36 protein-coding genes are annotated in these 24,632 nt (G+C 67.8%); 2 read left to right on the forward strand and 34 right to left on the reverse strand.

Translation table 11 applies throughout. The features are described from left to right. Positions 1–15: 15 nt before the first annotated feature. Positions 16–1,494, reverse strand: coding sequence for a ribonuclease G (gene rng / locus ASG87_RS04805; protein ID WP_056001633.1), 1,479 nt, complete (start codon positions 1,492–1,494; stop codon positions 16–18). Between the two features lie 110 nt (positions 1,495–1,604). Next, positions 1,605–2,720, reverse strand: a complete 1,116-nt coding sequence (locus ASG87_RS04810) for a mechanosensitive ion channel domain-containing protein (RefSeq protein ID WP_082582754.1) — start codon at positions 2,718–2,720, stop codon at positions 1,605–1,607. Between the two features lie 122 nt (positions 2,721–2,842). On the opposite strand from ASG87_RS04810, the gene ASG87_RS04815 reads away from it, so the two are divergent. After that, positions 2,843–3,352, forward strand: coding sequence for a mismatch-specific DNA-glycosylase (locus ASG87_RS04815; protein WP_056001636.1), 510 nt, complete (start codon positions 2,843–2,845; stop codon positions 3,350–3,352). 41 nt (positions 3,353–3,393) lie between these two features. Here the strand turns inward: ASG87_RS04815 and ASG87_RS04820 are convergent, their stop codons facing one another. Together ASG87_RS04820 and ASG87_RS04825 are read right to left on the reverse strand one after the other, a co-directional pair. Next, the gene (locus tag ASG87_RS04820) at positions 3,394–4,683 is read right to left on the reverse strand and encodes a cytochrome c (RefSeq protein ID WP_056001639.1); all 1,290 of its coding nucleotides are present in this window, start codon (positions 4,681–4,683) and stop codon (positions 3,394–3,396) included. Continuing rightward, positions 4,680–5,387 carry a c-type cytochrome gene (locus ASG87_RS04825; protein ID WP_235499567.1) on the reverse strand — a complete coding sequence of 236 codons (708 nt, stop codon included), beginning with the start codon at positions 5,385–5,387 and terminating at the stop codon, positions 4,680–4,682. The genes ASG87_RS04820 and ASG87_RS04825 overlap by 4 nt, the downstream gene beginning before the upstream one ends. Before the next feature lie 152 nt (positions 5,388–5,539). On the opposite strand from ASG87_RS04825, the gene ASG87_RS04830 reads away from it, so the two are divergent. Continuing rightward, positions 5,540–7,129 carry an amidase gene (locus tag ASG87_RS04830; protein WP_326937881.1) on the forward strand — a complete coding sequence of 530 codons (1,590 nt, stop codon included), beginning with the start codon at positions 5,540–5,542 and terminating at the stop codon, positions 7,127–7,129. 230 nt (positions 7,130–7,359) lie between these two features. Here the strand turns inward: ASG87_RS04830 and ASG87_RS04835 are convergent, their stop codons facing one another. From ASG87_RS04835 to rpsJ, 30 genes are all read right to left on the reverse strand, one after another. Beyond that, positions 7,360–8,172 carry a hypothetical protein gene (locus ASG87_RS04835; RefSeq protein WP_056001645.1) on the reverse strand — a complete coding sequence of 271 codons (813 nt, stop codon included), beginning with the start codon at positions 8,170–8,172 and terminating at the stop codon, positions 7,360–7,362. Positions 8,173–8,291: 119 nt separating this feature from the next. After that, positions 8,292–9,668: a 3-deoxy-7-phosphoheptulonate synthase class II gene (locus tag ASG87_RS04840; protein WP_056001773.1), complete on the reverse strand. Its 1,377-nt coding sequence runs from the start codon at positions 9,666–9,668 to the stop codon at positions 8,292–8,294. Between the two features lie 28 nt (positions 9,669–9,696). Next, the gene (locus tag ASG87_RS04845; RefSeq protein ID WP_056001649.1) at positions 9,697–10,194 is read right to left on the reverse strand and encodes a disulfide bond formation protein B; all 498 of its coding nucleotides are present in this window, start codon (positions 10,192–10,194) and stop codon (positions 9,697–9,699) included. 152 nt (positions 10,195–10,346) lie between these two features. Continuing rightward, the gene (gene rplQ, locus ASG87_RS04850) at positions 10,347–10,733 is read right to left on the reverse strand and encodes a 50S ribosomal protein L17 (protein WP_056001652.1); all 387 of its coding nucleotides are present in this window, start codon (positions 10,731–10,733) and stop codon (positions 10,347–10,349) included. A 209-nt stretch (positions 10,734–10,942) separates the two neighbouring features. Further along, the gene (rpoA, locus tag ASG87_RS04855) at positions 10,943–11,941 is read right to left on the reverse strand and encodes a DNA-directed RNA polymerase subunit alpha (RefSeq protein ID WP_056001655.1); all 999 of its coding nucleotides are present in this window, start codon (positions 11,939–11,941) and stop codon (positions 10,943–10,945) included. Between the two features lie 16 nt (positions 11,942–11,957). Next, positions 11,958–12,584, reverse strand: a complete 627-nt coding sequence (rpsD, locus tag ASG87_RS04860; RefSeq protein ID WP_056001658.1) for a 30S ribosomal protein S4 — start codon at positions 12,582–12,584, stop codon at positions 11,958–11,960. 10 nt (positions 12,585–12,594) lie between these two features. Next, positions 12,595–12,981 carry a 30S ribosomal protein S11 gene (gene rpsK / locus ASG87_RS04865; RefSeq protein ID WP_007513384.1) on the reverse strand — a complete coding sequence of 129 codons (387 nt, stop codon included), beginning with the start codon at positions 12,979–12,981 and terminating at the stop codon, positions 12,595–12,597. A gap of 15 nt (positions 12,982–12,996) precedes the next feature. Continuing rightward, on the reverse strand, positions 12,997–13,353 hold the full coding sequence (gene rpsM / locus ASG87_RS04870) for a 30S ribosomal protein S13 (RefSeq protein ID WP_056001661.1): 357 nt from the start codon (positions 13,351–13,353) through the stop codon (positions 12,997–12,999). A gap of 135 nt (positions 13,354–13,488) precedes the next feature. Next, entirely contained in the window at positions 13,489–14,814 is a 1,326-nt protein-coding gene (secY, locus tag ASG87_RS04875; RefSeq protein ID WP_056001664.1) for a preprotein translocase subunit SecY, read from the reverse strand. A 4-nt stretch (positions 14,815–14,818) separates the two neighbouring features. Then, complete coding sequence (gene rplO / locus ASG87_RS04880; protein ID WP_200948993.1) at positions 14,819–15,256, reverse strand: 50S ribosomal protein L15; 438 nt, start codon at positions 15,254–15,256, stop codon at positions 14,819–14,821. Next, positions 15,256–15,456: a 50S ribosomal protein L30 gene (gene rpmD / locus ASG87_RS04885; RefSeq protein ID WP_056001670.1), complete on the reverse strand. Its 201-nt coding sequence runs from the start codon at positions 15,454–15,456 to the stop codon at positions 15,256–15,258. Before rpmD ends, rplO begins: the two co-directional genes overlap by 1 nt. Next, complete coding sequence (rpsE, locus tag ASG87_RS04890; RefSeq protein ID WP_056001673.1) at positions 15,449–15,958, reverse strand: 30S ribosomal protein S5; 510 nt, start codon at positions 15,956–15,958, stop codon at positions 15,449–15,451. The genes rpmD and rpsE overlap by 8 nt, the downstream gene beginning before the upstream one ends. Before the next feature lie 154 nt (positions 15,959–16,112). Continuing rightward, on the reverse strand, positions 16,113–16,466 hold the full coding sequence (gene rplR / locus ASG87_RS04895; RefSeq protein ID WP_056001676.1) for a 50S ribosomal protein L18: 354 nt from the start codon (positions 16,464–16,466) through the stop codon (positions 16,113–16,115). Positions 16,467–16,571: 105 nt separating this feature from the next. After that, on the reverse strand, positions 16,572–17,099 hold the full coding sequence (gene rplF, locus ASG87_RS04900; protein WP_056001679.1) for a 50S ribosomal protein L6: 528 nt from the start codon (positions 17,097–17,099) through the stop codon (positions 16,572–16,574). 10 nt (positions 17,100–17,109) lie between these two features. Continuing rightward, the gene (gene rpsH, locus ASG87_RS04905; RefSeq protein ID WP_056001682.1) at positions 17,110–17,505 is read right to left on the reverse strand and encodes a 30S ribosomal protein S8; all 396 of its coding nucleotides are present in this window, start codon (positions 17,503–17,505) and stop codon (positions 17,110–17,112) included. 218 nt (positions 17,506–17,723) lie between these two features. Next, the gene (rpsN, locus tag ASG87_RS04910; protein WP_056001685.1) at positions 17,724–18,029 is read right to left on the reverse strand and encodes a 30S ribosomal protein S14; all 306 of its coding nucleotides are present in this window, start codon (positions 18,027–18,029) and stop codon (positions 17,724–17,726) included. Positions 18,030–18,044: 15 nt separating this feature from the next. Further along, complete coding sequence (gene rplE / locus ASG87_RS04915) at positions 18,045–18,584, reverse strand: 50S ribosomal protein L5 (RefSeq protein WP_056001687.1); 540 nt, start codon at positions 18,582–18,584, stop codon at positions 18,045–18,047. A gap of 12 nt (positions 18,585–18,596) precedes the next feature. Next, on the reverse strand, positions 18,597–18,911 hold the full coding sequence (gene rplX, locus ASG87_RS04920; protein WP_056001689.1) for a 50S ribosomal protein L24: 315 nt from the start codon (positions 18,909–18,911) through the stop codon (positions 18,597–18,599). A gap of 15 nt (positions 18,912–18,926) precedes the next feature. Then, positions 18,927–19,295 carry a 50S ribosomal protein L14 gene (gene rplN / locus ASG87_RS04925; protein WP_017461864.1) on the reverse strand — a complete coding sequence of 123 codons (369 nt, stop codon included), beginning with the start codon at positions 19,293–19,295 and terminating at the stop codon, positions 18,927–18,929. A 14-nt stretch (positions 19,296–19,309) separates the two neighbouring features. Beyond that, positions 19,310–19,570, reverse strand: coding sequence for a 30S ribosomal protein S17 (gene rpsQ / locus ASG87_RS04930; protein ID WP_056001692.1), 261 nt, complete (start codon positions 19,568–19,570; stop codon positions 19,310–19,312). Positions 19,571–19,582: 12 nt separating this feature from the next. Beyond that, positions 19,583–19,768 carry a 50S ribosomal protein L29 gene (gene rpmC, locus ASG87_RS04935; protein WP_056001695.1) on the reverse strand — a complete coding sequence of 62 codons (186 nt, stop codon included), beginning with the start codon at positions 19,766–19,768 and terminating at the stop codon, positions 19,583–19,585. Further along, on the reverse strand, positions 19,768–20,181 hold the full coding sequence (gene rplP, locus ASG87_RS04940) for a 50S ribosomal protein L16 (RefSeq protein ID WP_056001697.1): 414 nt from the start codon (positions 20,179–20,181) through the stop codon (positions 19,768–19,770). Before rplP ends, rpmC begins: the two co-directional genes overlap by 1 nt. Before the next feature lie 11 nt (positions 20,182–20,192). Beyond that, positions 20,193–20,945: a 30S ribosomal protein S3 gene (gene rpsC / locus ASG87_RS04945; protein WP_056001700.1), complete on the reverse strand. Its 753-nt coding sequence runs from the start codon at positions 20,943–20,945 to the stop codon at positions 20,193–20,195. A gap of 15 nt (positions 20,946–20,960) precedes the next feature. Then, complete coding sequence (gene rplV, locus ASG87_RS04950; RefSeq protein ID WP_056001705.1) at positions 20,961–21,296, reverse strand: 50S ribosomal protein L22; 336 nt, start codon at positions 21,294–21,296, stop codon at positions 20,961–20,963. Then, entirely contained in the window at positions 21,296–21,568 is a 273-nt protein-coding gene (gene rpsS, locus ASG87_RS04955; protein ID WP_056001708.1) for a 30S ribosomal protein S19, read from the reverse strand. The genes rplV and rpsS overlap by 1 nt, the downstream gene beginning before the upstream one ends. Before the next feature lie 12 nt (positions 21,569–21,580). Continuing rightward, entirely contained in the window at positions 21,581–22,402 is an 822-nt protein-coding gene (gene rplB, locus ASG87_RS04960; protein WP_056001711.1) for a 50S ribosomal protein L2, read from the reverse strand. A gap of 17 nt (positions 22,403–22,419) precedes the next feature. After that, entirely contained in the window at positions 22,420–22,713 is a 294-nt protein-coding gene (rplW, locus tag ASG87_RS04965) for a 50S ribosomal protein L23 (RefSeq protein WP_056001713.1), read from the reverse strand. Then, entirely contained in the window at positions 22,710–23,312 is a 603-nt protein-coding gene (rplD, locus tag ASG87_RS04970) for a 50S ribosomal protein L4 (RefSeq protein ID WP_056001718.1), read from the reverse strand. The genes rplW and rplD overlap by 4 nt, the downstream gene beginning before the upstream one ends. 11 nt (positions 23,313–23,323) lie before the next feature. Continuing rightward, positions 23,324–23,965 carry a 50S ribosomal protein L3 gene (gene rplC / locus ASG87_RS04975; RefSeq protein WP_056001722.1) on the reverse strand — a complete coding sequence of 214 codons (642 nt, stop codon included), beginning with the start codon at positions 23,963–23,965 and terminating at the stop codon, positions 23,324–23,326. A 20-nt stretch (positions 23,966–23,985) separates the two neighbouring features. After that, entirely contained in the window at positions 23,986–24,297 is a 312-nt protein-coding gene (rpsJ, locus tag ASG87_RS04980) for a 30S ribosomal protein S10 (RefSeq protein ID WP_014402136.1), read from the reverse strand. Positions 24,298–24,632 lie beyond the last annotated feature (335 nt).

Below are 24,632 nucleotides of genomic sequence, written 5' to 3' on the forward strand. Positions count from 1 at the left end.
CCCGGGTCGCCCGGCTTACAGCAGAACGACATCGAACTGTTCCTGCGAATAATGCTCTTCGGCCTGGAATCGTATGCTTTTGGAGATGAACTCTTCCAATTCGGCCACCGCCGCGGATTCCTCCTCCAGGATCCGCCCGACCACCTGCGGGCTGGCCATCACCAGCAGCTTCTCGGCGTTGAACTGGCGCACCGCGCGGGTGATCTCGCGGAAGATCTCGTAGGTCACCGTCTCGGCGGTCTTGATCGCGCCGCGGCCGGCGCAGGCCGGGCACGGCTCGCACAACTGGCGGGCCAGGCTTTCGGTGGTGCGCTTGCGGGTCATCTCGACCAAGCCCAGCGCCGACATCGGGTAGACGGTGGTCTTGGCGTGGTCGCGCGCCAGCCCCTTCTCCAGCATGCGGATCACCTGGCGCCGGTGCTCTTCGTCGACCATGTCGATGAAGTCGATGATGACGATCCCGCCCAGGTTGCGCAGGCGCAACTGCCGCGAGGCCGCCTGCGCCGCCTCCAGGTTGGTGCGGTAGACGGTTTCCTCCAGGTTGCGCGTGCCCAGGTAGCCGCCTGTGTTGACGTCGATCGTGGTCATCGCCTCGGTCTGGTCCACGATCAGGTAGCCGCCGGACTTCAGCGGCACTTCCTTCTTCAGCGCGCGCTGGATCTCGTCCTCCACGCCGTAGAGGTCGAAGATCGGCCGCTCGCCGCCGTAGTGCTCGACGCGGTCGTCCAGGCTGGGCATGAACTTGTGCACGAACTTGACCACCTTCTCGAAGGTCTCGCGCGAATCCACGCGCACCTTCTCGATGTCTTCGTTGAGCATGTCGCGCAGGCTGCGCAGCGGCAGCGACAGCTCCTCGTAGACGCGGTCGCCGACCCTGGCCTTGGCGATGTTCTCCTGCACCACGCGCCACACCTTGCCCAGGTAGGTGACGTCGAACGCCAGCGACTCGGCGGTCTGTCCCTCGGCATTGGTGCGCACGATGTAGCCCAGCGGGTTCTCGCCGATCAGCGGGGTCAGCACTTCCTTCAGCCGCGTGCGCTCGGCCTCGTCCTCGATGCGCGCGGAAATGCCCAGCGTCTTCGCGTGCGGCAGCAGCACCAGGTAGCGCGACGGGATCGACAGGTGGGTGGAAAGCCGCGCGCCCTTCGTGCCGATCGGGTCCTTCACCACCTGCACCACGATTTCCTGGCCTTCGTGCACCAGCTCGCTGATCGAGGGCGTGTGGCCGTTGCCGTTCGCCGCCGGCTCGACCGCGTCGGGCAGCGGCGGGCGCAGGATGTCCGAGGCGTGCAGGAACGCCGCGCGCTCCAGCCCGATCTCCACGAACACCGCCTGCATGCCCGGCATCACCCGCTGCACGCGGCCCTTGTAGACGTTGCCGACATAGCCGCGGCGGGAGGCCCGCTCGACATGCACCTCCTGCAGCATGCCGTTCTCCACCACCCCGACGCGGGTCTCGCGCGGGGTCACGTTGATCAGGATTTCTTCACTCACCGCGGACTCCGAAAGCTGGCAGCCTTTATAGCGGCTGCGCGAGCGGACTGTCGATGCCGTGGCGCACAGCCGCGGGGGATGCCGGGCGCCCGGCCGGCCGCCGGGTCGCGCTACGGCGCCGGCGGCCCGTACGCGGCGGGGCCCGGCCCGCCGGCCCCACCGGACGGCGCCCGGGGGAATTCGCCGCGCCAGCGCGGCAGGGCTTCGGGGTAGCGGGCCTGGACGAAGGCCAACAGCCCCTCGCGCACGCGGCAGCGCAGGTCCCAGTTGCGCCCGGAATCGGCCGAGCTGACCAGCGCGCGCAGTTGCATCGCACGCTCGTTCGCGTCGGTCACCTGCAGCACGCACACCCGTCCGTCCCACTCCGGCGCCTCCCGGCACAGCCGCGCCAGTTCCTCGCGCAGCGGCGCCAGCGGGGTGCGGTAGTCCAGCCACAGGAACACCGTGCCGATCAGCCGGGCGGTGCGGCGGGTCCAGTTCTGGAACGGATGCTCGATGAACCAGTTCAGCGGCACCACCAGCCGGCGCTCGTCCCAGATGCGCACCACCACGTAGCTGCCGGTGATCTCCTCGACGCGGCCCCATTCGTTCTCGATGATGACCACGTCGTCCAGCCGGATCGGCTGGGTCATGGCGATCTGCAGGCCGGCGATCAGGTTGCTCAGCACCGGCCGCGCAGCCAGGCCCAGCGCCAGCCCGGCCACCCCGGCGGAGGCGAGCAGGCTGGCGCCCAACTGGCGCACGCCCGGGATCGTGAGCAGGATCGCCGCGACGCCGATCGTCGCCAGCAGGATGTCCGCCGTGCGGCCGAGCACGCGCACCTGGGTCAGCACCCGGCGCGCCAGCAGGTTGTCGGCCACGTCCATCGGGTAGTGCCGCATGGCGACGCGCTCCAGCGCGCCCACGCAGCGGATCGCCAGCCACGTCGCCGCAGCCAGCAGCGCGACCAGCAGCAGGTGCCGCAGCAGCACCGCCGCCGGCAAGGCATCCGCCCCGGGCATGACGCGCAGCGCGACGGCGAGCATGAGCAGCGGGATCAGCCACTCCATCGGCGCACTGGTCCGCTTCAGCAGGTCGGCGGCGAACGGGCGGCGCCTCGCCAGGCGCCGGAGCACGCCGTACGCCAGCGCGCGCAGCAGCAGCGCCAGGACCAGGGCCACCAGCACGGCGACGCCGAGCCGCAGCCAGACGTCGTGCGACCACGAGACGGCGAATCGATCGGCCATGCCGCACAGGATGCCGGCCGGTGCGTGGACATGGCGTGGGCAAGCCGCGGCATGCCTCGCGTAACATGGCGCCAGCCGCACGGCGCCCGCGCGCCGGCCCGCTTCCCTGCCTCCCGCGCCCGATGCCCTCTCCAGCCCAGTCCCACATCCTGCCCGACCTGCTGCAGCCCGGCCTCGCGCTGGTGTTCTGCGGCACCGCGGCCGGCAAGCGCTCGGCCGCCGAGGGCGCCTACTACGCGCATCCGGGAAACCATTTCTGGCGCGCGCTGCACGAAACCGGGCTGACGCCGCGCCTGTTCGCGCCGGCGGAGTTCCCGCAGTTGGCCGCCCTGGGCATCGGCCTCACCGACCTGGCCAAGCGCCACAGCGGCAACGACGACGAACTGCCGCCCGGCGCCTTCGACGTCGCCGCGCTGCACGCCAAGATCGAAGCCTCGCAACCCCGCCTGTTGGCCTTCACCAGCAAGGCGGCGGCCCGCGCCGCGCTGGGGCGCGCGGTGGACTACGGCCTCCAGGCCGAACGCATCGGCCACACGAAGCTGTTCGTGCTGCCCTCGCCTTCCGGGCAGGCGCGCGGCCGCTGGGACCTCGCCCCCTGGCGAACGCTGGCCGGGCTGCTGCGCGACGGCTGACGGCGGGATTCCCGCGCGCCCGCGCCGGCACGCCGCCACGCTCAATCCACCGGCGTATGCCGGTACGTCGCCACGTCGCGCTCCAGCACCGGCGCCGCCTTGTTGGACCAGGCCTGGCGCACGTAGCTGACCACCGCGGCCACGTCGGCGTCGTTGAGCTGCTGCGCGAACGGCGGCATCGAGTACGGCCGCGGGTTGCCGGCGGTCACCGGCGGGAAGCCGCCCAGCAGCACCACGCGGATCGCGTTGATGCCGGTCGGTTCGTTCACCGAGGAATTGCCGTCCAGCGGCGGATAGACGCCGGCGACGCCCTTGCCGTCCTTGCCGTGGCAGGCGGCGCAGCGCTGCTCGTAGAGCTTGCCGCCCTGCGCGGCCTGCGCCTTGCCGCCGGCCAGGTCCTTCGCCGGCACCGCCGGGCGGGCCGGCAGCGACTGCAGGTAGCCCGCCACCGCACGCAGGTCCTCGTCGCTCATGTGCTGGGTGCTCTGCGCCACCACCTCGGCCATCGGGCCGAAGGCGCTGCCCTTGGCCGACAGGCCGGTCTTCAGCAGGTCGACGATGTCCTGCTCGCTCCAGCCTTCCAGGCCGCCGTTGGCCTGCGTGCTGAGGTCGGGGGCGTACCAGTTCTGCACCGGGATCTGCCCGCCGGAAAGCTGCGTGTTCCGCGGCAGGCCGCCGAGCGAATCGCGCGCGACGTGGCATTCGTTGCAGTGGCCCAGGCCCTGCACCAGGTAGGCGCCGCGGTTCCACTGCGCGGAGCGGGCCGGGTCCGGCTTGTACTCGCCCGCGGCGAAGTACAGCGCCCGCCACGCGTTCAGGCTGGCGCGCAGGTTGTACGGAAAGCCCACGCTGGGAGACGGGGCGGACTGGCGCACCGGAGCCAGCGACTGCAGGTAGGCGAACATCGCCAGTGCGTCGTCGCGGCCGACCTTGGTGAACGAGGTGTACGGGAAGGCCGGGTACAGCGGCCGGCCGTCGCGGCCCTGGCCGTGATGCAGCGCGCGCCAGAAATCCTCGAAGCTCCATTCGCCCAGGCCTGTCTCGCGGTCCGGCGTGAGGTTGGGCGCGGGAATGTCGCCGAACGGCGTGGGCGTCATGCGACCGCCGGCATAGCGCGCGCCGCCCTGCGCGGTGTGGCAGGTGGCGCAGTCGCCCAGCGTGGCGAGGTATTCGCCCCGGGCGATCAGGGCGGGATCGCGCAGGGTGGCGGGCGCCACCGCGCTGTCCGCACGCGGCGTCGGCCGGCCGCCCCGGTTGCCGAAGGCCAGCCATGCGCCGAGCGCCACGGCCGCCAGCACGGCGAGCATCGACAGGCGAAGCAGCCATTTCATCGGGCACTCTCCCGTACGCCGAGCACCCCGCACGCCAGCGGCGGGTTCACCGAGCCGGCCGGCTGCGCATGCACGTCGGCCGGCGGCTCCTGGCCGGCCAGCCAGGCGGCGACCGCGGTGATGTCCGAGGCGTCCAGCCGGCCGGCCACCTCGGCCATGCAGTCCGGCGCCACCGTGGCGCGCGTCTTCGTGCGCCACGAGCCCAACTGCGAGCTGAGGTAGTCGTACGGCAGGCCGACCAGGCCGGGGATGTCCGGCTGCACGCCGGTGAGCTGGCTGCCGTGGCAGGCGGCGCAGGCCGGCACCTTCCGCGCCGGGTCGCCCTTGGTCACCAGTTCCTCGCCGCGCCGCAGGACGGCGTCCGACACCCGCGGCATCGGCGAGCGCGCATAGGGCACCTGCTGCGCCGCGAAGTACTCGGCGATCTCGCGCAGATAGGCCGGGCTCAGGCCGCGCACCGTGTATTCCATCGGCGCGTACTTGCGCAGCCCCTGCTGGAAATCCAGCAACTGCCGCGCCAGGTAGCCCGCCGGCTTGCCTGCCAGCCGCGGGAAGAAGCCGCTCTCCGGCGTGCCCTCGCCGCGCGCGCCGTGGCAGGCGGTGCAACTGGCGATGCGCTGCTGCAGGGTATCGGGCACCGCGGGCGCGGATTCGGCGGCCCGCGCGCCCATGGCGGGCAGCGCCGCGCAGGCCAGCAGCGCCATCGCGGCGAGCCACCGGGCACGGAACGATCTGGCTGGAATGGTCATCGCCCGATTATAGGCGCCGCCATCCTGCCGCACGGCAGCCGTTGCGGATAAGCTGCCCCGTCGCGACAACTTGTCGCAAGCCGCCGCAGGAGACCGCCGTGAACCGTCTGTCCGCCCTCGCCGCCTGCACCGCCCTGCTCGGCCAGGCGGCCGTCGCCGCCGAGGCGCCGCCCTCCCTGGCCTACGCCTCGATCGCCGAGCTGCAGCAGCGCATGGACGCCGGCACGCTGACCAGCCAGGCGCTGGCCCGGCAGTTCATCGAGCGGATCGCGCGGATCGACCGGGCCGGACCGTCCCTCCACGCCGTGATCGAGGTGAACCCCGAGGCGGCGTCGCTGGCCGCTGCGCTCGACGCGAAACGGGCCGGCGCCAGGTCGCGTGGCCCGCTGTACGGCATCCCGGTGCTGCTGAAGGACAACATCGACACCGGCGACCGCATGCTGACCACCGCCGGCTCGCTGGCGCTGGCCGACGCGCCGGCGCCGCGCGATGCCGGGCTGGTCGAGCGGCTGCGCAAGGCCGGCGCGCTGATCCTCGGCAAGACCAACCTCAGCGAATGGGCCAATTTCCGCTCCAGCCACGCCAGCAGCGGCTGGAGCGGCCGCGGCGGGCAGACCCGCAACCCGTACGTGCTCGACCGCAACCCTTGCGGCTCCAGCGCCGGCTCGGGCGCTGCGGTGGCCGCCGGCCTGGCCACCGTGGCGATCGGCAGCGAGACCGACGGCTCGATCCTCTGCCCGGCGGCGATGAACGGCCTGGTCGGGATCAAGCCCACGCTGGGCCTGGTCAGCCGCAGCGGCATCGTGCCGATCAGCCACAGCCAGGACACCGCCGGCCCGATGGCGCGCAGCGTGGCCGACGCCGCCGCCGTGCTCGGCGCGATCGCCGGCAGCGACCCGCGCGACCCGGCCACCGCCGAGGCCGACCGCCACGCCACCGACTACACCCGCTTCCTCGACCCGGACGGCCTCAAGGGCAAGCGCATCGGCGTGGTGCGCCAGCTCGCCGGCGCCGAGCCGAATGCCGACCGCATCCTCGAACAGTCCATCGCGCTGATGAAGGCCCGGGGCGCGGTCATCGTCGACCCGGTCAAGGTGCCCCACCTGAACGAGCTCGGCGAGGCCGAGATGACCGTGCTGCTGTACGAGTTCAAGCACGACATCGCCGGCTACCTCGCCACGCGGCCGAAAACGAAGGCGAAGAATCTGGCCGACCTGATCGCCTTCAACCGGGCCCATGCCGCCGAGGAAATGCCCTGGTTCGGGCAGGAACTGTTCGAGCAGGCGCAGGCGAAGGGGCCGCTGACCGACAAGGCCTACCTCGACGCGCTCGCCAAGGCCAAGCGCCTGTCCGGGCCGGAAGGCATCGACGCGGCGCTGAAGGCGCAGCGCCTGGATGCGCTGCTGGCGCCGTCGTGGGGGCCGGCCTTCGTCACCGACCCGGTGCTGGGCGACCACGTGGTCAGCGGCGACCCCACCGTCGGCGGCGCCTCCCAGGCAGCCGCGGTGGCCGGCTATCCCTCGATCACGGTACCCGCCGGCTTCGCCCACGGGCTGCCCGTGGGTATCGTGCTGTTCGGCGCGAAGTGGAGCGAACCGACGCTGATTTCGATCGCCTACGGCTTCGAACGGCACGCCAGGGCCTGGCAGCCGCCGAAGTTCCTCGACACCGTGGACGGCGCGCCGGCCGTGCCCTGAGACACCGTTCCGGGCGGCCGAGTCCCTTCGTCCGCCTGCATTGCGGGGGCCCGCAGTATCGGAGCCATGCCGCCCGGCACCTGCCTTTTCTTTCACGACTGCACCGGCTGTGGCGCACGGTTGCGTGCCCTGACCGGGCGACTGCCGCGTGTTCCGCTCCTTGGGCGACGTGTCGTGCCTGCCGGCCCGCAGCGACGCATGGACTGCTGCGGACTACGCAGAATCCGGCGTCAGCCTAGCGTGATGCCCGGCCCGAGCACGGCGGCGAAGGCCACCGTCACCAGCGCGCCGGCGACCATGATCGCCGCATGCCGCCCGACCGCGAACGGCGTCGGCGGCAGCGTGCGGCGGCGCGCATAGGCCACGTTGAACAGCCCGGCGGTGCCGCCGAAGGAGGAAGCCACCGCCGACATCAGCGTGATCGCGATGCCGAGCGGATTGAACAGGCTGACCAGCAGCGCGGCCGCGCCGCCGACGAAGTACAGCGTCAGCGCGATCGTCCGCTGCGCGCGCCACGACGATTCGCCGCCGCCCAGCATCGACGCCATCATCGCGATCGCCTTGCGCGTCACGCCGACGTAGACGGCCAGGCCCACGGCGAACATCAGCACCCGCCAGGCCCACGGCCACGGCAGCGGCCCGATGCCGTCGACCGCCGCCGTGCTCCAGTCACCGAGGTTGGTGAGGCCGGAGAACATCCAGTAGCCGGCCGCCACCATGCCCTTGACCGTGAACACGATCCACCAGGCCAGCCGGGGCAACGGGCGCTCGGCGCGCCGCCACAGCACGAAGGCCGCGCCGGCCAGCAGCACGTCCATGCCGGTGCCTGCCATCGCGACGATCCGGCCGCTCCAGCCCGTATGCACGGAGCACTCGACGTAGTAGGCGCCGAGCTGGGTGGGCCGGTGTCCGGTCGCCACGCAGGCCAGCGCATGGCCCAGCAGTTCGTGCGCCATGGTGAGCAGCGGCAACAGCAGCAAGGCCAGCCCCGCCACCGTCCATGCGTCGACGCGCGAACCCGCGCTCCCGGTCTGCCTGGTCATGGCCGCTCTCCCCGTCGATGACGCGGACACCATCGCAGGCACGCGCGGCCAACGCCAATGCCTGCTGCCACGCACGGGCCATGACGATTGTCACCCGCACGCGGCGGGGAATGCCGCGCTCAGGCGTTGGCGCCGGCCGACTTGCGCACGATCAGCATGGCCAGCTCCAGCGACTGCTCGTAGTTCAGCCGCGGATCGACCATCGACTTGTAGGCGCGCGCCAGGTCGGCCTCGGCCAGGTCGCGCGCGCCGCCCAGGCATTCGGTGACGTCCTCGCCGGTGAGCTCCAGGTGCACGCCGCCCAGCCGCGTGCCGGCGGCCGCGTGGATGTCGAAGGCCTGGTCCAGCTCGCCGCGGATGTTGTCGAAGCGGCGGGTCTTGTAGCCGTTGGACGTGCTCTCGGTATTGCCGTGCATGGGATCGGCCACCCACAGCACGCGCCGCCCTTCGCGCTTCACCGCCTCCAGCAGCGGCGGCAGCGCCGTGCCGATCTTCGCGTGGCCCATGCGGTGGACCAGGGTAAGGCGGCCAGGCTCGTCGGCGGGGTTCAGCGCGTCGATGAGCGGCAGCAGTTGGTCCGGCGTCACCGAGGGGCCGACCTTCACCGCGACGGGATTGCGGATGCCGCGGAAGTACTCCACGTGCGCGCCGTCCAGCGCGGCGGTGCGCATGCCGATCCACGGGAAATGCGTGGACAGGTTGAACCAGCCCGGATGGCGCGGCACCTGGCGCGTCAGCGCCTGCTCGTAGTGCAGCAGCAGCGCCTCGTGCGAGGTGAAGAAGTCCACCTTGCTGAAGCCGGCGATCGGCCCGGCCAGGGTTTCCATGAAGCGCAGCGAATCGCCGATGGCGGCCACCATGCGGCGGTATTCTGCGGCCAGCGGCGAGCGTTCCACCCAGGCCAGGTCCCAGTACTCGGGATGGTGCAGGTCGGCGAAGCCGCCGTCGATCAGGGCGCGCACGAAATTCATCGTCAACGCCGAATGCGAGTGCGCCCGCAGCAGCCGCTGCGGGTCGGCGCGGCGCGCCTCGGGCGTGAAGTCGGGGGCGTTGACCACGTCGCCGCGGAAGCTCGGCAGGGTCATGCCGTCGCGCGTCTCGGTGTCGGCCGAACGCGGCTTCGCGTACTGCCCGGCGAAGCGGCCCACGCGCAGCACCGGCTTCTTCATGCCGTGCACCAGCACCAGGCTCATCTGCAGCAGCACCTTCAGGCGATTGGAGATCACCGGGCTGGTGCAGTCCGCGAAGCTCTCCGCGCAGTCGCCGCCCTGCAGCAGGAAGCGCTCGCCCTCCTGCGCCTCGGCCAGCGCCTGCTTCAGCGCGAGCACCTCCCACGAGGTGACCAGCGGCGGAAGCTGCGCCAGGCGGCCGGTGGCCTGCGCCAGCTCGTCGGCGTCCTCGTACTGCGGCTGCTGCAACGCCTCGCGCCGCTGCCAGGAGTCGGGTGCCCAGTCGCTGGCTTCGCTGACAGGGGAAACGGGGAAAAGGCGATTCATCGTCACGGCCTTGGGGCTGGCGAACATGTCAGGCGCGCCTGCGCAATGCGGCGCGGACGGCCCAGGCGCCGAGCAGCACGAACCACAGCAGGGCCCAGGCCGGCATCGGCAGGCCGAGGATCGGCTCGACCTTGGCGCACTCGCCGGAGCCGGTGAATACCATCCGCAGCACCTTGGCGAACGGGAAGGCGTCGAACATATAGTCCAGCGGCGGCCCGCACGAGGGCACCTGGTCCGCCGGCAGCGACTGGATCCACAGGTGCCGGGCCGCCGTGGCGATGCCGAAGAGCGCGCCGACCAGGACGCCGCCGGCATACGCCCAGCGCACCCGGCCGCGCGGTGCGTGCAGCGCACCCAGCAGGAAGAACACCGCCATTGCCAGGAAGCCGATGCGCTGGAAGATGCACAGCGGGCACGGGATCAGGTTCCAGTGGTATTCCGCGAACAGCGCGAAGCCGAGCAGGGCCGCGCAGACCAGGAAACCGGCTAGAAAGCTGACGCGATACGACCAGTGGAGAGGGTTCATGGCACGGTGCTGCAATGCGGAAACCCGACATTACCCGCTTGCCGCGCCGCTGTCAGCACCGTACGGGCGCGTTGCGACAAAAAAGACGAAACCCCGGCAGGTCGCCCGGCCGGGGTTTCTCGTTTGGACGTCTGGACGCCCGATTCGGCAGCTTACTCGGCGTCTTCGGCGACGGCGCCCTGCGGGCGGTCCACCAGCTCGACGTACGCCATCGGCGCGTTGTCGCCCGGGCGGAAGCCGCACTTGAGGATGCGCAGGTAGCCGCCGGGACGCTCGCGGTAGCGCGGGCCCAGCTCGACGAACAGCTTGCCGACCGCTTCCTTGTCACGCATGCGCGAGAAGGCCAGGCGGCGGTTGGCCACGCCGTCGGTCTTGGCGAGGGTGATCAGCGGCTCGGCGACGCGGCGAAGTTCCTTCGCCTTCGGCAGGGTGGTGCGGATCAGCTCGTGCTTGACCAGCGACGAGACCATATTGCGGAACATGGCTTCGCGATGCGAGCTGGTGCGGTTGAGTTTGCGTCCGGATTTCTGGTGGCGCATGGCGTTTACTCTCTTAAGGTCTGTTGTTATGAAAAGACGGCCAGGATGAGCCGGCTTTCCGCGGTTACCCGCTGTTCGAGGCTCTCAAAACGCCCCGTTATAAGAGTGCGGCCTCTATGGACCGCTTCAGGCTCCCGGCGGAAATGCGGACGCATCCGCCGGTCTTGCAAAGGACCGGGGCGATCGAAAGCCGATCGCCCCGTGAAACATCAACCCAGCTGCATGCCGTGCGAGAGGCCCGGCGGCGGCCAGTTTTCCAGCTTCATGCCCAGGGCCAGGCCGCGACCGCCAAGGACATCCTTGATCTCGGTCAGCGACTTCTTGCCCAGGTTCGGCGTCTTCAACAACTCGACCTCGGTCTTCTGCACCAGGTCGCCGATGTAGTAGATGCTCTCGGCCTTCAGGCAGTTGGCCGAACGCACGGTCAGCTCCAGGTCGTCGATCGGGCGCAGCAGCAGCGGATCGAAGCCGTTCTTCTCGGCCTTGTCGGTGGCGCTCTCGCGGCGCGAGAAGTCGCCGAACACCGACAACTGGTCGTTGAGGATCTCGGCGGCCTTGCGGACCGCGTCTTCCGCGCCGATGGTGCCGTTGGTCTCGATGTCCAGCACCAGCTTGTCGAGGTTGGTACGCTGCTCCACGCGGGCCGCGTCCACCTCGTAGGCCACGCGCAGCACCGGCGCGAACGACGCGTCCAACTGCAGGCGGCCGATCGGGCGAGCCTCGTCGTCCGGGTGCTGGCGCGCGCTGGCCGGCTGGTAGCCGACGCCGCGACGCACCTTCAGGCGCATGTTGAGCGCGATGTCCTTGGTCAGGTGGCAGATCACGTGCTCGGGGTTGATGATCTCCACCGAGTGATCGACCACGATGTCGCCGGCCGTGACCACGCCCCTGCCCTTCTTGGACAGGGTCAGGGTGACTTCGTCACCCGTATGCTGACGGATCGCCACGTCCTTGAGGTTCAGCAGGACTTCGATCACGTCCTCCTGCAGGCCTTCCAGGGTGGTGTACTCGTGCAGCACGCCATCGATCTCGACCTCGACGATGGCGCTGCCGGGGATCGAGGAGAGCAGCACGCGGCGCAGCGCGTTGCCCAGGGTGTGGCCGAAGCCACGCTCGAGCGGCTCCACCACCACCTTGGCGCGGTTGGCTCCGAGCTGCTCGACGCTGAGGCCGCGAGGCCGCAGCACGCTAGTTGACGAAACTGCCATGCAAGGCTCCGGTAAATTACTTCGAGTAAAGCTCGACGATCAGGGCTTCGTTGATGTCGGACGGCAGATCGCCGCGGTCCGGCAGCGACTTGAACGTGCCGGCGAACTTCTTCGCATCGACTTCGACCCAGATCGGGCGCAGGTCCATGGTGTCGAACACGGTCGCCGCTTCCTGCACGCGCAACTGGGTGCGCGCACGCTCGGTCAGCGCGATCACGTCGCCCGGACGAACCTGGTACGAGGGGATGTTGACCTTCTTGTCGTTCACCAGGATCGCCTTGTGGGCGACCAGCTGGCGGGCCTGGGCGCGGGTGACCGCGAAGCCCATGCGGTAGACGACGTTGTCCAGGCGGCTCTCGAGCAGGCGCAGCAGGTTCTCGCCGGTGTTGCCCTTGAGGGTCGACGCCTTGGCGTAGTAGTTGCTGAACTGGCGCTCGAGCACGCCGTAGATGCGCTTGACCTTCTGCTTCTCGCGCAGCTGGACGGCATAGTCGGACATGCGCATGCGCTTGTTGGCGCCGTGCTGGCCGGGCTTGTTCTCCAGCTTGCACTTCGAATCGATCGCGCGTGCCGGGCTCTTCAGGCTGAGGTCTGCACCCTCACGACGGGCGAGCTTGCAGGTAGCTCCACGATAACGGGCCATGGGTTACTCCTTAGACTCGACGCTTCTTGGGGGGACGGCAGCCGTTGTGCGGAATCGGCGTGACATCGATGATGTTGAGCACCTTGTAGCCCAACGCGTTCAGCGAGCGCACCGCCGACTCGCGGCCCGGGCCCGGGCCCTTGATGCGCACTTCCACGGTCTTCACGCCGTAGTCGCCGGCAGCGCGGCCGGCCTTCTCGGCGGCGACCTGCGCGGCGAACGGGGTCGACTTGCGCGAACCGCGGAAGCCCGCGCCGCCTGCAGTCGCCCACGACAGGGCGTTGCCCTGGCGATCGGTGATGGTGACGATGGTGTTGTTGAAGGAGGCCTGCACGTGGGCCACGGCATCCGTGACGACGCGCTTGATCTTCTTCTTGGTCTTGACCGGCTTAGCCATGATGATGATTACCTATCACTTCTTGATCGCACGACGCGGGCCCTTGCGGGTGCGTGCGTTGGTACGCGTACGCTGGCCGCGCACCGGCAGGCCACGACGGTGGCGCAGGCCGCGGTAGCAGCCCAGGTCCATCAGACGCTTGATGGCGATGCCCACCTCGCGGCGAAGGTCGCCTTCGACGACGTACTTGCCGATTTCCGCGCGAAGCTTTTCCACTTCGCCTTCGCTCAGCGACTTGATCGGCGTGGTCGGAACCACGCCGGCGTCCGCGCAGACCTTCTTGGCCCGGCTGCGGCCGATGCCGTAAATGCTCTGCAGGCCAACCCAGACATGCTTCTGGACCGGCAAATTGACACCCGCGATGCGCGCCATGATGTACTTTCTCCGATGCGTTTCGTGCGCGGTAAACGCGCAATTTTAACCCGAAATACCCTTACAGGAAAGACCCGCGGCTACCCGCCGCGACTTCCCCACTTCAAGACCAACCGCCTGCAGCCCCAGCAGCCATCAGTTGCGGCGGAGGTTGGCCTTCTTGAGCAGACCTTCATACTGGTGACTGACCAGGTGCGCCTGCACCTGCGCCGTGAAATCCATCACCACGACCACGATGATCAGCAGCGACGTGCCGCCGAAATAGAACGGAACATGCCAGGCCTTCTGCATGAAGGTAGGCACCAGGCAGACCAGCACCAGGTAGAGCGCGCCGACACCGGTGAGGCGCGTCATCACGCCGTCGATGTACTCGCCGGTGGCACGTCCCGGGCGGATGCCCGGAATCAGCGCGCCCGAGCGCTTCAGGTTGTCCGCCGTTTCCTGCGAGTTGAACACGATCGCCGTATAGAAGAAGGCAAAGGTGATCACCAGCACCGAGAAGATGATGTCGTGCAGCGGCTCGCCCTGGGTCAGCGCCTGGGTCAGGCCCTGCAGCCAGCGCGACTGGTGCCCCTGGCTGAACCAGGTGGCTGCCGTCGCCGGGAACATCAGCAGGCTCGAGGCGAAGATCGGCGGGATCACGCCCGACATGTTGATCTTCAGCGGCAGATGCGAGGTCTGGTTCATGTAGGCCCGCTGCCCGCCGGACTTCCTCGCGTAGTTCACGGTGATGCGCCGCTGGGCGCGCTCCATGAACACCACGAAGGCCGTCACCGCCAGGATCAGCACCACCACCATGATCAGCTTCAGCGGCGTCAGCTCGCCGTTGTTGGTCATGTTCAGCGTGCTGACCACCGCACCCGGCAGGCCGGCCACGATGCCCGCGAAGATCAGCAGCGAGATGCCGTTGCCGATGCCCCGCTCGGTGATCTGCTCGCCCAGCCACATCAGGAACATGGTGCCCGCCGTGAGGCCGACCACCGACGCCATCACGAAGCCGAAGCCCGGCGTGTAGACCACCGGCGCGCCGCCGGCCGCCACCTGCGACTGCAGCGCCACGGCGATGCCGAACGCCTGAAAGGCGGCCAGGCCCACCGTGCCGAAGCGGGTGTACATGGTCATCTTGCGCTTGCCGGACTCGCCTTCCTTGCGCAGTTGTTGCAAGCTCGGGATCACCGATCCCATCATCTGCACCACGATCGAGGCCGAGATGTACGGCACCACGCCGAGCGCGAACACCGAGAAGCGGCCGAGCGAACCGCCGGAGAACATGTTGAACATGTCCATCAGGCCGCCGCTCTGGCCGATCAGGTTCGTCATCGCCTCCGGGTTCACGCCCGGCACCGGAATGAACGAGCCGAGGCGGTAGACGATCAGCGCACCGATCACGAAGAAGATGCGCTGACGCAGTTCCGTCAGCTTGCCGAGCGCGCCGAGCGCATTGCCCTGGGCTGCCGCCACCTGATTACTCCACGCTGCCGCCGGCCGCTTCGATCGCGGCCTTGGCACCGGCCGTCGCGAGCACGCCGGAAAGCTTCACCGCACGGCCGATCTCGCCCTTGGCGACGACCTTGACCTTCTTCGCGCGGCTGTCGATCAGGCCCGCCTGGTGCAGCGCGATAACGTCGATCACGTCCGCCTTCAGGTTGGCGAGCTGGTACAGGAACACCTGCTGGCTCTCGGCCTTCTTCAGCGAGCGGAAGCCGACCTTCGGCAACCGGCGCTGCAGCGGCATCTGGCCGCCTTCGAAGCCGAACTTGTGGGTGCCGCCCGCGCGGGCGTGCTGGCCCTTGTGGCCGCGGCCGGCGGTCTTGCCCAGGCCCGAGCCGATGCCGCGGCCGACGCGAAGGCGCGTCTTGCGCGAGCCGGCTGCCGGCTTGATGTCATTCAGACGCATGATGATTACTCCTCGACCCGGACCAGGTAGTAGACCGTGTTGATCAGGCCGCGCACCTGCGGGCTGTCCTTCAGTTCACGGACATCGTTGAGCTTGTTCAGGCCCAGCGCCTTGACGCTCAGGCGGTGACGCGCCTGCACGCCGCGCAGGCCCTTGACCAGGCGCACGCGCACGGTGGCGGCGGCGGTTTCGTTCTTCTTAGCCATTGCCCAGCACCTCTTCGACGGTCTTGCCACGCTTGGCGGCGATGCGCTTCGGCGAGGCAATGGCCTGCAGGCCCTTGATGGTGGCGCGCACCAGGTTGATCGGGTTGCGCGAACCGACCGCCTTGGCCAGCACGTTCTTCACGCCGACCACTTCCAGCACGGCACGCATGGCGCCGCCGGCGATCACGCCGGTACCCTCGGAGGCCGGCTGCATGAACACGCGCGCCGCGCCGTGGTTGGCCTTGATGGCGTACCACAGGGTGCCGTTGTTCAGGTCGATGCTCACCATGTTGCGGCGGGCACGATCCATGGCCTTGGAGATGGCCACCGGCACTTCGCGCGCCTTGCCGTAGCCGAAGCCGACCTTGCCCTCGCCGTCGCCGACCACGGTCAGCGCGGTGAAGCTCATCTGGCGGCCACCCTTGACGGTCTTGGCCACGCGGTTGACGGCGATCAGCTTCTCGAGCAGGCCGTCCGAATTTTCGCGATCGTTAGAAGACATTATCCGTTTCCGTATGCCCGGACCATCCGGGACTTTTGCTTGCGGCTTGGCCGCTTGTAGTTGTGTGTACTGCCGGAATTCGGGAAACGGGATCCGGGTTTCGTGGAAACGGGCTCTTTCGAATCCCGGATCCCCAAACCCGCATCCCGGCTCCTCAGAACTTCAGACCCGCTTCGCGGGCTGCATCGGCCAGGGCCTTGATGCGACCGTGGTAGCGGAAGCCGGAGCGGTCGAACGCCACCGACTCGACGCCGGCAGCGAGCGCGCGCTCGGCGACGGCCTTGCCCACGGCAGCCGCGGCGGCCAGGTTCTTGGTGCCCTTCAGGCCCTCGGCGACCGACTTCTGCACGGTCGAGGCGGCGGCCACCACGTTCGTGCCGGAGGCGTCGAACACCTGCGCGTACAGGTGCTGGCCGGTGCGGTGCACCGACAGGCGCGCCACGGCGAGCTTGCGGATGTGGGCGCGCGTGGACTTGGCGCGGCGCAGGCGGGATTCGTTCTTGTTCATCTGTCTGTTTCCTCGAAAGCGGATCGGCTTGGAAATGGCTGTTGTCTGCTCTTGGTGAAGAGTGCCGCCATGGATGGCTGGCTTCTTCGCGCAGGGACAGCGCACTTAGGCCTTCTTGGCTTCCTTCAGCGTGATCTTCTCGCCGGAATAGCGCACGCCCTTGCCCTTGTAGGGTTCCGGCGGACGATAGCCACGGATCTTGGCGGCGACCTCGCCCACCAGTTGCTTGTCCGAGCCCTTCACCAGGATCTCGGTCTGCGACGGGGTCTCGATGCTGATGCCTTCCGGCGCATTGAAGACCACCGGATGGGAGAAGCCGAGGCTCAGGTTCAGCGCCTTGCCGGCCATGGAGGCGCGGTAACCCACGCCGACCAGCTCCAGCTTGCGCTCATAGCCGTCGGACACGCCCTTGACCATGTTGGCCAGCAGCGCGCGGGCGGTGCCGCCGAACTTGTCGTCGGCGCCCTCGGCCAGCGCGATGGTGGCGACGCCGTTGTCGATGGCGACCGACACGCCCGGCAGGGCATGGACCGACAGCGTGCCCTTCGGGCCCTTGACGGAAATGCCGCTGGCGTCGGACTTCAGCTCCACGCCCTTCGGCAGGGAAATCGGTTTCTTGGCTACACGGGACATCGTCGACTCCTTATGCCACTTGGCCGATGACTTCGCCGCCCAGACCCTTGGCGCGGGCCTGCGCGTCGGTCAGCAGACCGGCGGAAGTCGAGATGATCGAGATACCCATGCCGCCGAGAACCTTCGGCAACTCGTCCTTGCCGCGGTACACGCGCAGGCCGGAACGGGAGACGCGGGAGATGCTCTCGATGGCCGGACGGCCTTCGAAATACTTGAGCTTGATCTCGAGCACCGGCTTGCCCTCCTCGCTGGAGGTCTTGGCGTCGAGGATGTAGCCCTCGTTCTTGAGGAGGTTGGCGATGGCCAACTTAAGCTTCGACGACGGCATGCTTACGGCCGGCTTGCCCGTGAGCTGGGCATTGCGGATGCGCGTAAACAGATCGGCGATGGGATCAGTCATGCTCATGAAATAGTCCTTCAGAGTGCACCGATATCCGAACGAACCGGAAATCAATTCAGATTGTGAGCCGACGAACGCCGCCGGCCTGCGGGATGCAGACCGACGAGCATATCAGCTTTTTCCAGCCATTGCGAATAGCGATGCCGAAATCGCTCGGCGGCGACGGCCGGGGCCGTCGCCGTGGCGGATGGCCGGGCCATGCGGCCAGGCCATCCGGAACTTGCTTACCAGCTGGCCTTGCGCAGGCCGGGCACGTCGCCGCGCATGGTGGCTTCGCGCAGCTTGTTGCGGCCGAGGCCGAACTTCTTGTAGACCGCGCGGGGGCGGCCGGACAGCGCGCAGCGGGTGCGCTGGCGCACCGGGCTGGCGTCGCGCGGCAGCTTCTGCAGCTTGTTCTGGGCGTCCAGCTTCTCGTCGTACGAGGCGGTGGGGCTCAGCACGATCGCCTTCAGTTCGGCGCGCTTGGCGGCGTACTTCTTGACGAGCTTGGTCCGCTTAAGGTCGCGGTTCACCATGGAGGTCTTGGCCATATTCTCGCGACTCTCTTAGTTGCGGAACGGGAAGCTGAAGGCTTCCAGCAGCGCCTTGGCTTCTTCGTCGGTCTTGGCGGTGGTGGCAATGGAGATGTCCATGCCGCGCATCGCGTCGATCGCGTCGAAATCGATTTCCGGGAAGATGATCTGTTCCTTGACGCCGAAGTTGTAGTTACCACGGCCATCGAAGGAGCGACCGGACACACCGCGGAAGTCGCGCGTGCGCGGCAACGAGATGTTGATCAGGCGGTCGAGGAATTCCCACATCTGAGCACGGCGCAGGGTGACCTTGCAGCCGATCGGCCAGCCGTCGCGGATCTTGAACGAGGCCACGGAAACGCGCGCCTTGGTCGTGATCGGCTTCTGACCGGCGATCTTGGTCATGTCGGCAACGGCATTCTCAAGAATCTTCTTGTTGCCGGCAGCCTCGCCCACACCCATGTTCAGGGTGATCTTGGTGATGCGGGGAACCTGCATCACGTTCTGGTAACCGAAGCGCTCGGTGAGCTTCTGGATTACCTTCTCTTTGTAAAACGTCTCAAGGCGCGTCATGACATCGGTTCCTTACGCGTCCACCTGTTCGCCACTGGAGCGGAACACGCGCACCTTGCGCCCGTCACCGAGCGTCTTGGCGCCAACGCGTTCACCCTTGTTGGTGGCCGGGTTGAACAGCTGCACATTGGAGATATGGATCGAGGCCTCGCGCTCGACGATGCCGCCGGCCTGGTTGGCCTGCGGATTCGGCTTGGTGTGGCGCTTGACCAGGTTCACGTTGGAGACGACCACGCGGTCGCCTTCCACGCGCAGCACGTCGCCGCGCTGGCCCTTGTTCTTGCCGGTGATCACGAGGACCTGATCACCCTTGCGGATACGGTTCATGTTCTTGGACTCCGCTCAGAGCACTTCGGGCGCGAGCGAGACGATCTTCATGAACTTCTCGCCGCGCAGCTCGCGCGTCACCGGCCCGAAGATACGGGTGCCGATCGGCTCGAGCTTGTTGTTGAGGAGCACCGCTGCATTGCCGTCGAAGCGGATCAGCGAGCCATCGGGACGGCGCACGCCCTTGGCGGTACGCACCACCACGGCATTGTAGACCTCGCCCTTCTTCACCTTGCCGCGGGGAATGGCATCCTTCACGGTGACCTTGATCACGTCACCGATCGCGGCGTAGCGGCGCTTGGAGCCGCCGAGCACCTTGATGCACATCAGTTCCTTGGCACCGCTGTTGTCCGCCGCGGAAAGCGTGCTTTGCATCTGGATCATGTCTGCACCCTCCCTTAGACGGCCGCGCGCGTAACGATTTCGACCACGCGGTGATGCTTGGTCTTGGACAGCGGACGGCACTCCGCGATGCGCACCAGGTCGCCCTCGTTCGCACCGAGCTCGTCCTGCGCGTGCAGCTTGGTCGACCGGCGGATGATCTTGCCCAGCAGGCCGTGCTGCACCTGGCGCTCGATCAGGACGGTGACCGTCTTGTCCATCTTGTTGCTGATGACCCGACCCTCGAGGGTGCGTGCCTGCTTCTTGTTGTCGCTCATGTCCGCCGTCCCTTACTTCTTGCCGCCGAGCACGAACTTCGTGCGGGCGATGTCGCGCCGAACGCGGCGCAGCTGGTGCGGCTGGTTGAGCTGGCCGGTGCCCTTCTGCATGCGCAGGTTGAACTGCTCCTTGCGCAGGTCCAGCAGATGCTGATTCAGCTCTTCGACCGACTTGTTGTTGAGTTCTTTGGTGGCCATCACATCACCGCCCGGGTCACAAACTGGGTCTGCACCGAGAGCTTGGCGGCGGCCAGGCGGAACGCCTCGCGCGCCGTCGCTTCGTCGATGCCCTCGATTTCATAGAGCATGCGGCCGGGCTGGATCGGGGCGACCCAGAACTCGACGCCACCCTTGCCGGCACCCATACGCACTTCGATCGGCTTCTTGGTGATCGGCTTGTCCGGGAACACGCGGATCCACAGCTTGCCGCCACGCTTCACGAAACGGGTGATGCAGCGGCGGCCGGCCTCGATCTGGCGCGCGGTGAGCGCGCCGTGCGTGGTGGCCTTCAGGCCGAACTCGCCGAAACTGACGAGGTTGGCGCACTGGGCCAGGCCGTCGTTGCGGCCCTTGAACTGCTTGCGGTACTTGGTTCGCTTGGGTTGCAACATGGCAACTCTCCTTACTTCGCAGTCCGCTCGCGACGGCCTTCACCGGCCTCGCGACGCGAATCATTACGACGACCCTCGCCACCTTCGCGGCGCGGCTGCGACTGCTCGTCCTTCGACTCCTGGGTGGCCGCAGCCAGATCGAAGATCTCGCCCTTGTAGACCCACACCTTGATGCCGATGATGCCGTAGGTGGTCTTCGCCTCGGCGAAGCCGTAGTCGATGTCAGCGCGCAGCGTATGCAGCGGCACGCGACCCTCGCGGCTCCATTCGGAACGGGCGATCTCGGCGCCGTTCAGGCGGCCGGAGACGTTGATCTTGATGCCCAGCGCGCCCAGGCGCATCGCATTGCCGACCGAGCGCTTCATCGCGCGGCGGAACATGATGCGGCGCTCGAGCTGCTGCGCGATCGACTCGGCCACCAGCTGCGCGTCCAGCTCGGGCTTGCGCACCTCGCTGACGTTGATGTGCGCCGGAACGCCCATCAGCTCGCTGACTTCCTTGCGCAGCTTCTCGATGTCCTCGCCCTTCTTGCCGATCACCACGCCCGGACGGGCGGTGTGGATCGTCACGCGCGCGGTCTTGGCCGGGCGCTCGATCTGGATCTTCGAGATGCCGGCCGCGGCCAGCTTCTTGCGCAGCATCTCGCGGACCTTGAGGTCGGCCGCGAGGTACTGGGCGTACTCGCCCTTGTTGGCGTACCACTTCGAGTTCCAGTCCTTGGCAATGCCGAGGCGGATACCGGTGGGATGAACTTTATGACCCATCGTCTATATCCCCAGTCAGTTGCCGACGACCACAGTGATGTGGCTGGTGCGCTTCAGGATGCGCGAGCCGCGGCCTTTGGCGCGGGCGTACATGCGCTTCATCGCCGGACCCTCGTCCACGAAGATGCGCGCGACCTTCAGCTCGTCGACATCCGCGCCGAGGTTGTTCTCGGCGTTGGCGACGGCCGACAGCAGCACCTTGCGGACAAGGTGTGCGGCCTTCTTGTTGGTGAACTGCAGCACGTCGCTGGCGCGGCCCACGGGGAGACCGCGGACCAGGTCGGCTACCAGGCGTGCCTTCTGCGCCGAGATGCGGGCGCTGCGCAGGATCGCTTTGGCTTCGGTGCTCATCACTTGCCCTTCTTGTCGCCGCCATGGCCCTTGAAGGTGCGGGTCACCGCGAACTCGCCGAGCTTGTGCCCGACCATGTTCTCGTTGACGAGCACCGGCACGTGCTGGCGACCGTTGTGGATGGCGATGGTCAGGCCGACCATTTCCGGCAGGATCATCGAGCGGCGCGACCAGGTCTTGATCGGGCGCTTGTTGTTGGCGGAAACGGCGGCTTCCACCTTCTTCGCGAGGTGCAGGTCGATGAACGGACCTTTCTTTAGAGAGCGCGGCATGATCGTTTCCTGTTACTTGCGGCGACGCACGATGAACTGCTGCGTGCGCTTGTTGTTGCGGGTCTTGTAACCCTTGGTCGGCGTGCCCCACGGGCTGACCGGGTGGCGGCCGCCGGAGGTACGGCCTTCGCCGCCGCCGTGCGGATGGTCGACCGGGTTCATCACCACGCCGCGAACGGTCGGGCGGATACCCTGCCAACGCTTGGCGCCGGCCTTGCCCAGCTTCTTGAGGCTGTGCTCGGAGTTGCCGACTTCGCCGATGGTGGCGCGGCAATCGACCGGCACGCGGCGCATCTCGCCGGAGCGCAGACGCAGCGTGGCGTAGCCGGACTCGCGGGCCACCAGTTGCACCGAAGCGCCGGCGCTGCGGGCGATCTGCGCGCCCTTGCCTGCCTTCATCTCGATGCAGTGGATGGTCGAGCCGACCGGAATGGCGCGCAGCGGCAGGCTGTTGCCGGCCTTGATCGGCGCGTCGGAACCCGAGACCAGGCGGTCGCCCACCGCCACGCCCTTCGGCGCGATGATGTAGCGGCGCTCGCCGTCGGCGTAGCACAGCAGCGCGATGTGCGCGGTGCGGTTCGGATCGTACTCGATGCGCTCGACCTTGGCGGCGATGCCTTCCTTGTCGCGCTTGAAGTCGATGATGCGGTAGTGCTGCTTGTGACCGCCGCCGCGATGACGCGTGGTGATGCGACCGTAGTGGTTGCGGCCACCCGTCTTCGACTGTGCTTCGGTCAGCGGCGCGTAGGGGGCGCCCTTGTGCAGACCTTCGGTGCGGACGCTTACCGCGTCGCGGCGGCCCGGCGAGGTCGGCTTGTGATTGATTAGTGCCATCTCACGGAACTCCTGGCTCAGGCCTTGGCCGACACGTCGATGGTCTGGCCATCGGCGAGGCGCACATAAGCCTTGCGCTTGCCCTGGCGGCTGCCAGCGCGGAAACGGAAGGACTTGACCTTGCCCTTGGCGTTGACGAGGTTCACCTGCTCGACCTTGACGTCGAACATCTGCTCCACCGCCGCGCGGACATCGGCCTTGGTCGCCTCGGGGGCGACCACGAATACGTACTGGTTGCTCTCGGCGAGGCGGGCGGCCTTTTCGGAGATGTGCGGCGCACGCAGCGTATTGAGAATGCGTTCGTTGCTCATGCCAGCCACTCCTCGATCTTCTTCACCGCCTCGACGGTCACCACCACGTGGTCGGAACCGACCAGGCTGACCGGGTTCAGCGCCATCACGTCCACCACGTGGACGTACGGAATGTTGCGGGCGGCCAGGAACACCGACTCGGACGCATCTTCCGACACCAGCAGCACGCGGCCGGACACTTCCAGCTCGGCCAGCTTGGCCACCATCGCGGAGGTCTTCGGGCTGTCGACGCCGAAGCTGTCGACGACCTTCAGGCGACCCTGGCGGTTCAGCTCCGAAAGGATGGAGCGGATCGCGACGCGGTAGGCCTTGCGGTTGACCTTCTGCTCGTAGCTGCGCGGCTTCGCGGCGAAGGTGACGCCGCCGCCGACGAAGATCGGGGCACGGTAGTCGCCGTGACGGGCGCCGCCGCCCTTCTGCTTCTTGAACTTCTTGGTGGTGCCCGACAGCTCGCCACGCGACAGTTGCGCCTTGGTACCGGCGCGACCGCCGGCCTGGTAGGCAACGACCACCTGGTGGACCAGGGCCTGCTTGAACTCGCCGCCGAACACTTCGTCCGACACGCTGAGCGGCTTGGCGCCAATGACATTCAGTTCCATGGCGTCTCTCCTCAACCCTTGGTCGTCGGGCGGATGACGACGTCGCCGCCGGTAGCACCCGGCACGGCGCCCTTCACCGCGATCAGGTGGCGCTCGACGTCGACCTTCACCACTTCCAGGCCCTGCTGCGTGCGGTTCACCGCACCCATGTGGCCGGCCATCTTCTTGCCCGGGAACACGCGGCCCGGCGTCTGGCGCTGGCCGATCGAGCCCGGCGCGCGGTGCGACAGCGAGTTGCCGTGCGTCGCGTCGCCCATCGAGAAGTTGTGGCGCTTGATCGTGCCCTGGAAGCCCTTGCCCTTGGACACGCCCGCGACGTCGACGATCTGGCCGACGCTGAACACGTCGTCCGCCTTGATCTCGGCGCCCACGGCGTACTTGCCGAGATCCTCGGCGGACACGCGGAACTCCCACAGGCCACGACCCGGCTCGACCTTCGCCTTGGCGTAGTGGCCCTTCAGCGGCTGGGTCAGCAGGGAGGCGCGCTTGACGCCCGCCGCGACCTGCACAGCGCTGTAGCCATCGTTGTCTTCCGTCTTCAGCTGGGTGACGCGATTCGGGGTGGCTTCAATCAGCGTCACCGGAATCGAGCGTCCGTCTTCAGTGAAGAGTCGGCTCATGCCGCACTTGCGGCCAACCAGTCCGATACTCATCTTCGTATCCTGTCTATCGCTCAACCGAGCTTGATCTGAACATCGACGCCAGCGGCGAGATCAAGCTTCATGAGCGCGTCCACGGTCTTGTCGTTGGGGTCGACGATGTCGAGCACGCGCTTGTGCGTACGGGTCTCGTACTGGTCGCGTGCATCCTTGTCGACGTGCGGCGACACCAGAATGGTGTAGCGCTCGATCTTGGTCGGGAGCGGGATCGGGCCGAGCACCGTAGCGCCGGTGCGCTTGGCCGTCTCGACGATCTCGCTGGCCGAACGGTCGATCAGACGATGATCGAACGCCTTGAGCCGGATGCGAATCTTCTGGTTCGCCATAAACCGTGTCCTGTTATCGAAAGAACAAATACTGTGAACCGGAGCGGCTTCTCACCGCCCCGCACAACCCTTTGAACCCCACCCTCGGCAAACACTTTCCACCGGGGTGAACGGCGCATCATACATGCTTTCTTCGGAAAAGTCGCCCATTGGCGCACGAGAAAATGGGCGGCTTGCGCCGCCGCCAAAGAGCCAGCACTTATGGCACTGACCCTTCAGCCCATCCCTCGCCCGCGATGTTCCGCGGGCGACCTTGCCGTTACCGCTTTGACTGCGGTCGCGTTGCCGCGACCGCGGATCTTACTTGATGACCTTGGCGACGACGCCGGCGCCGA

It is taken from the genome of Frateuria sp. Soil773 (genome assembly GCF_001428405.1).
GTDB lineage: Bacteria > Pseudomonadota > Gammaproteobacteria > Xanthomonadales > Rhodanobacteraceae > LMSL01.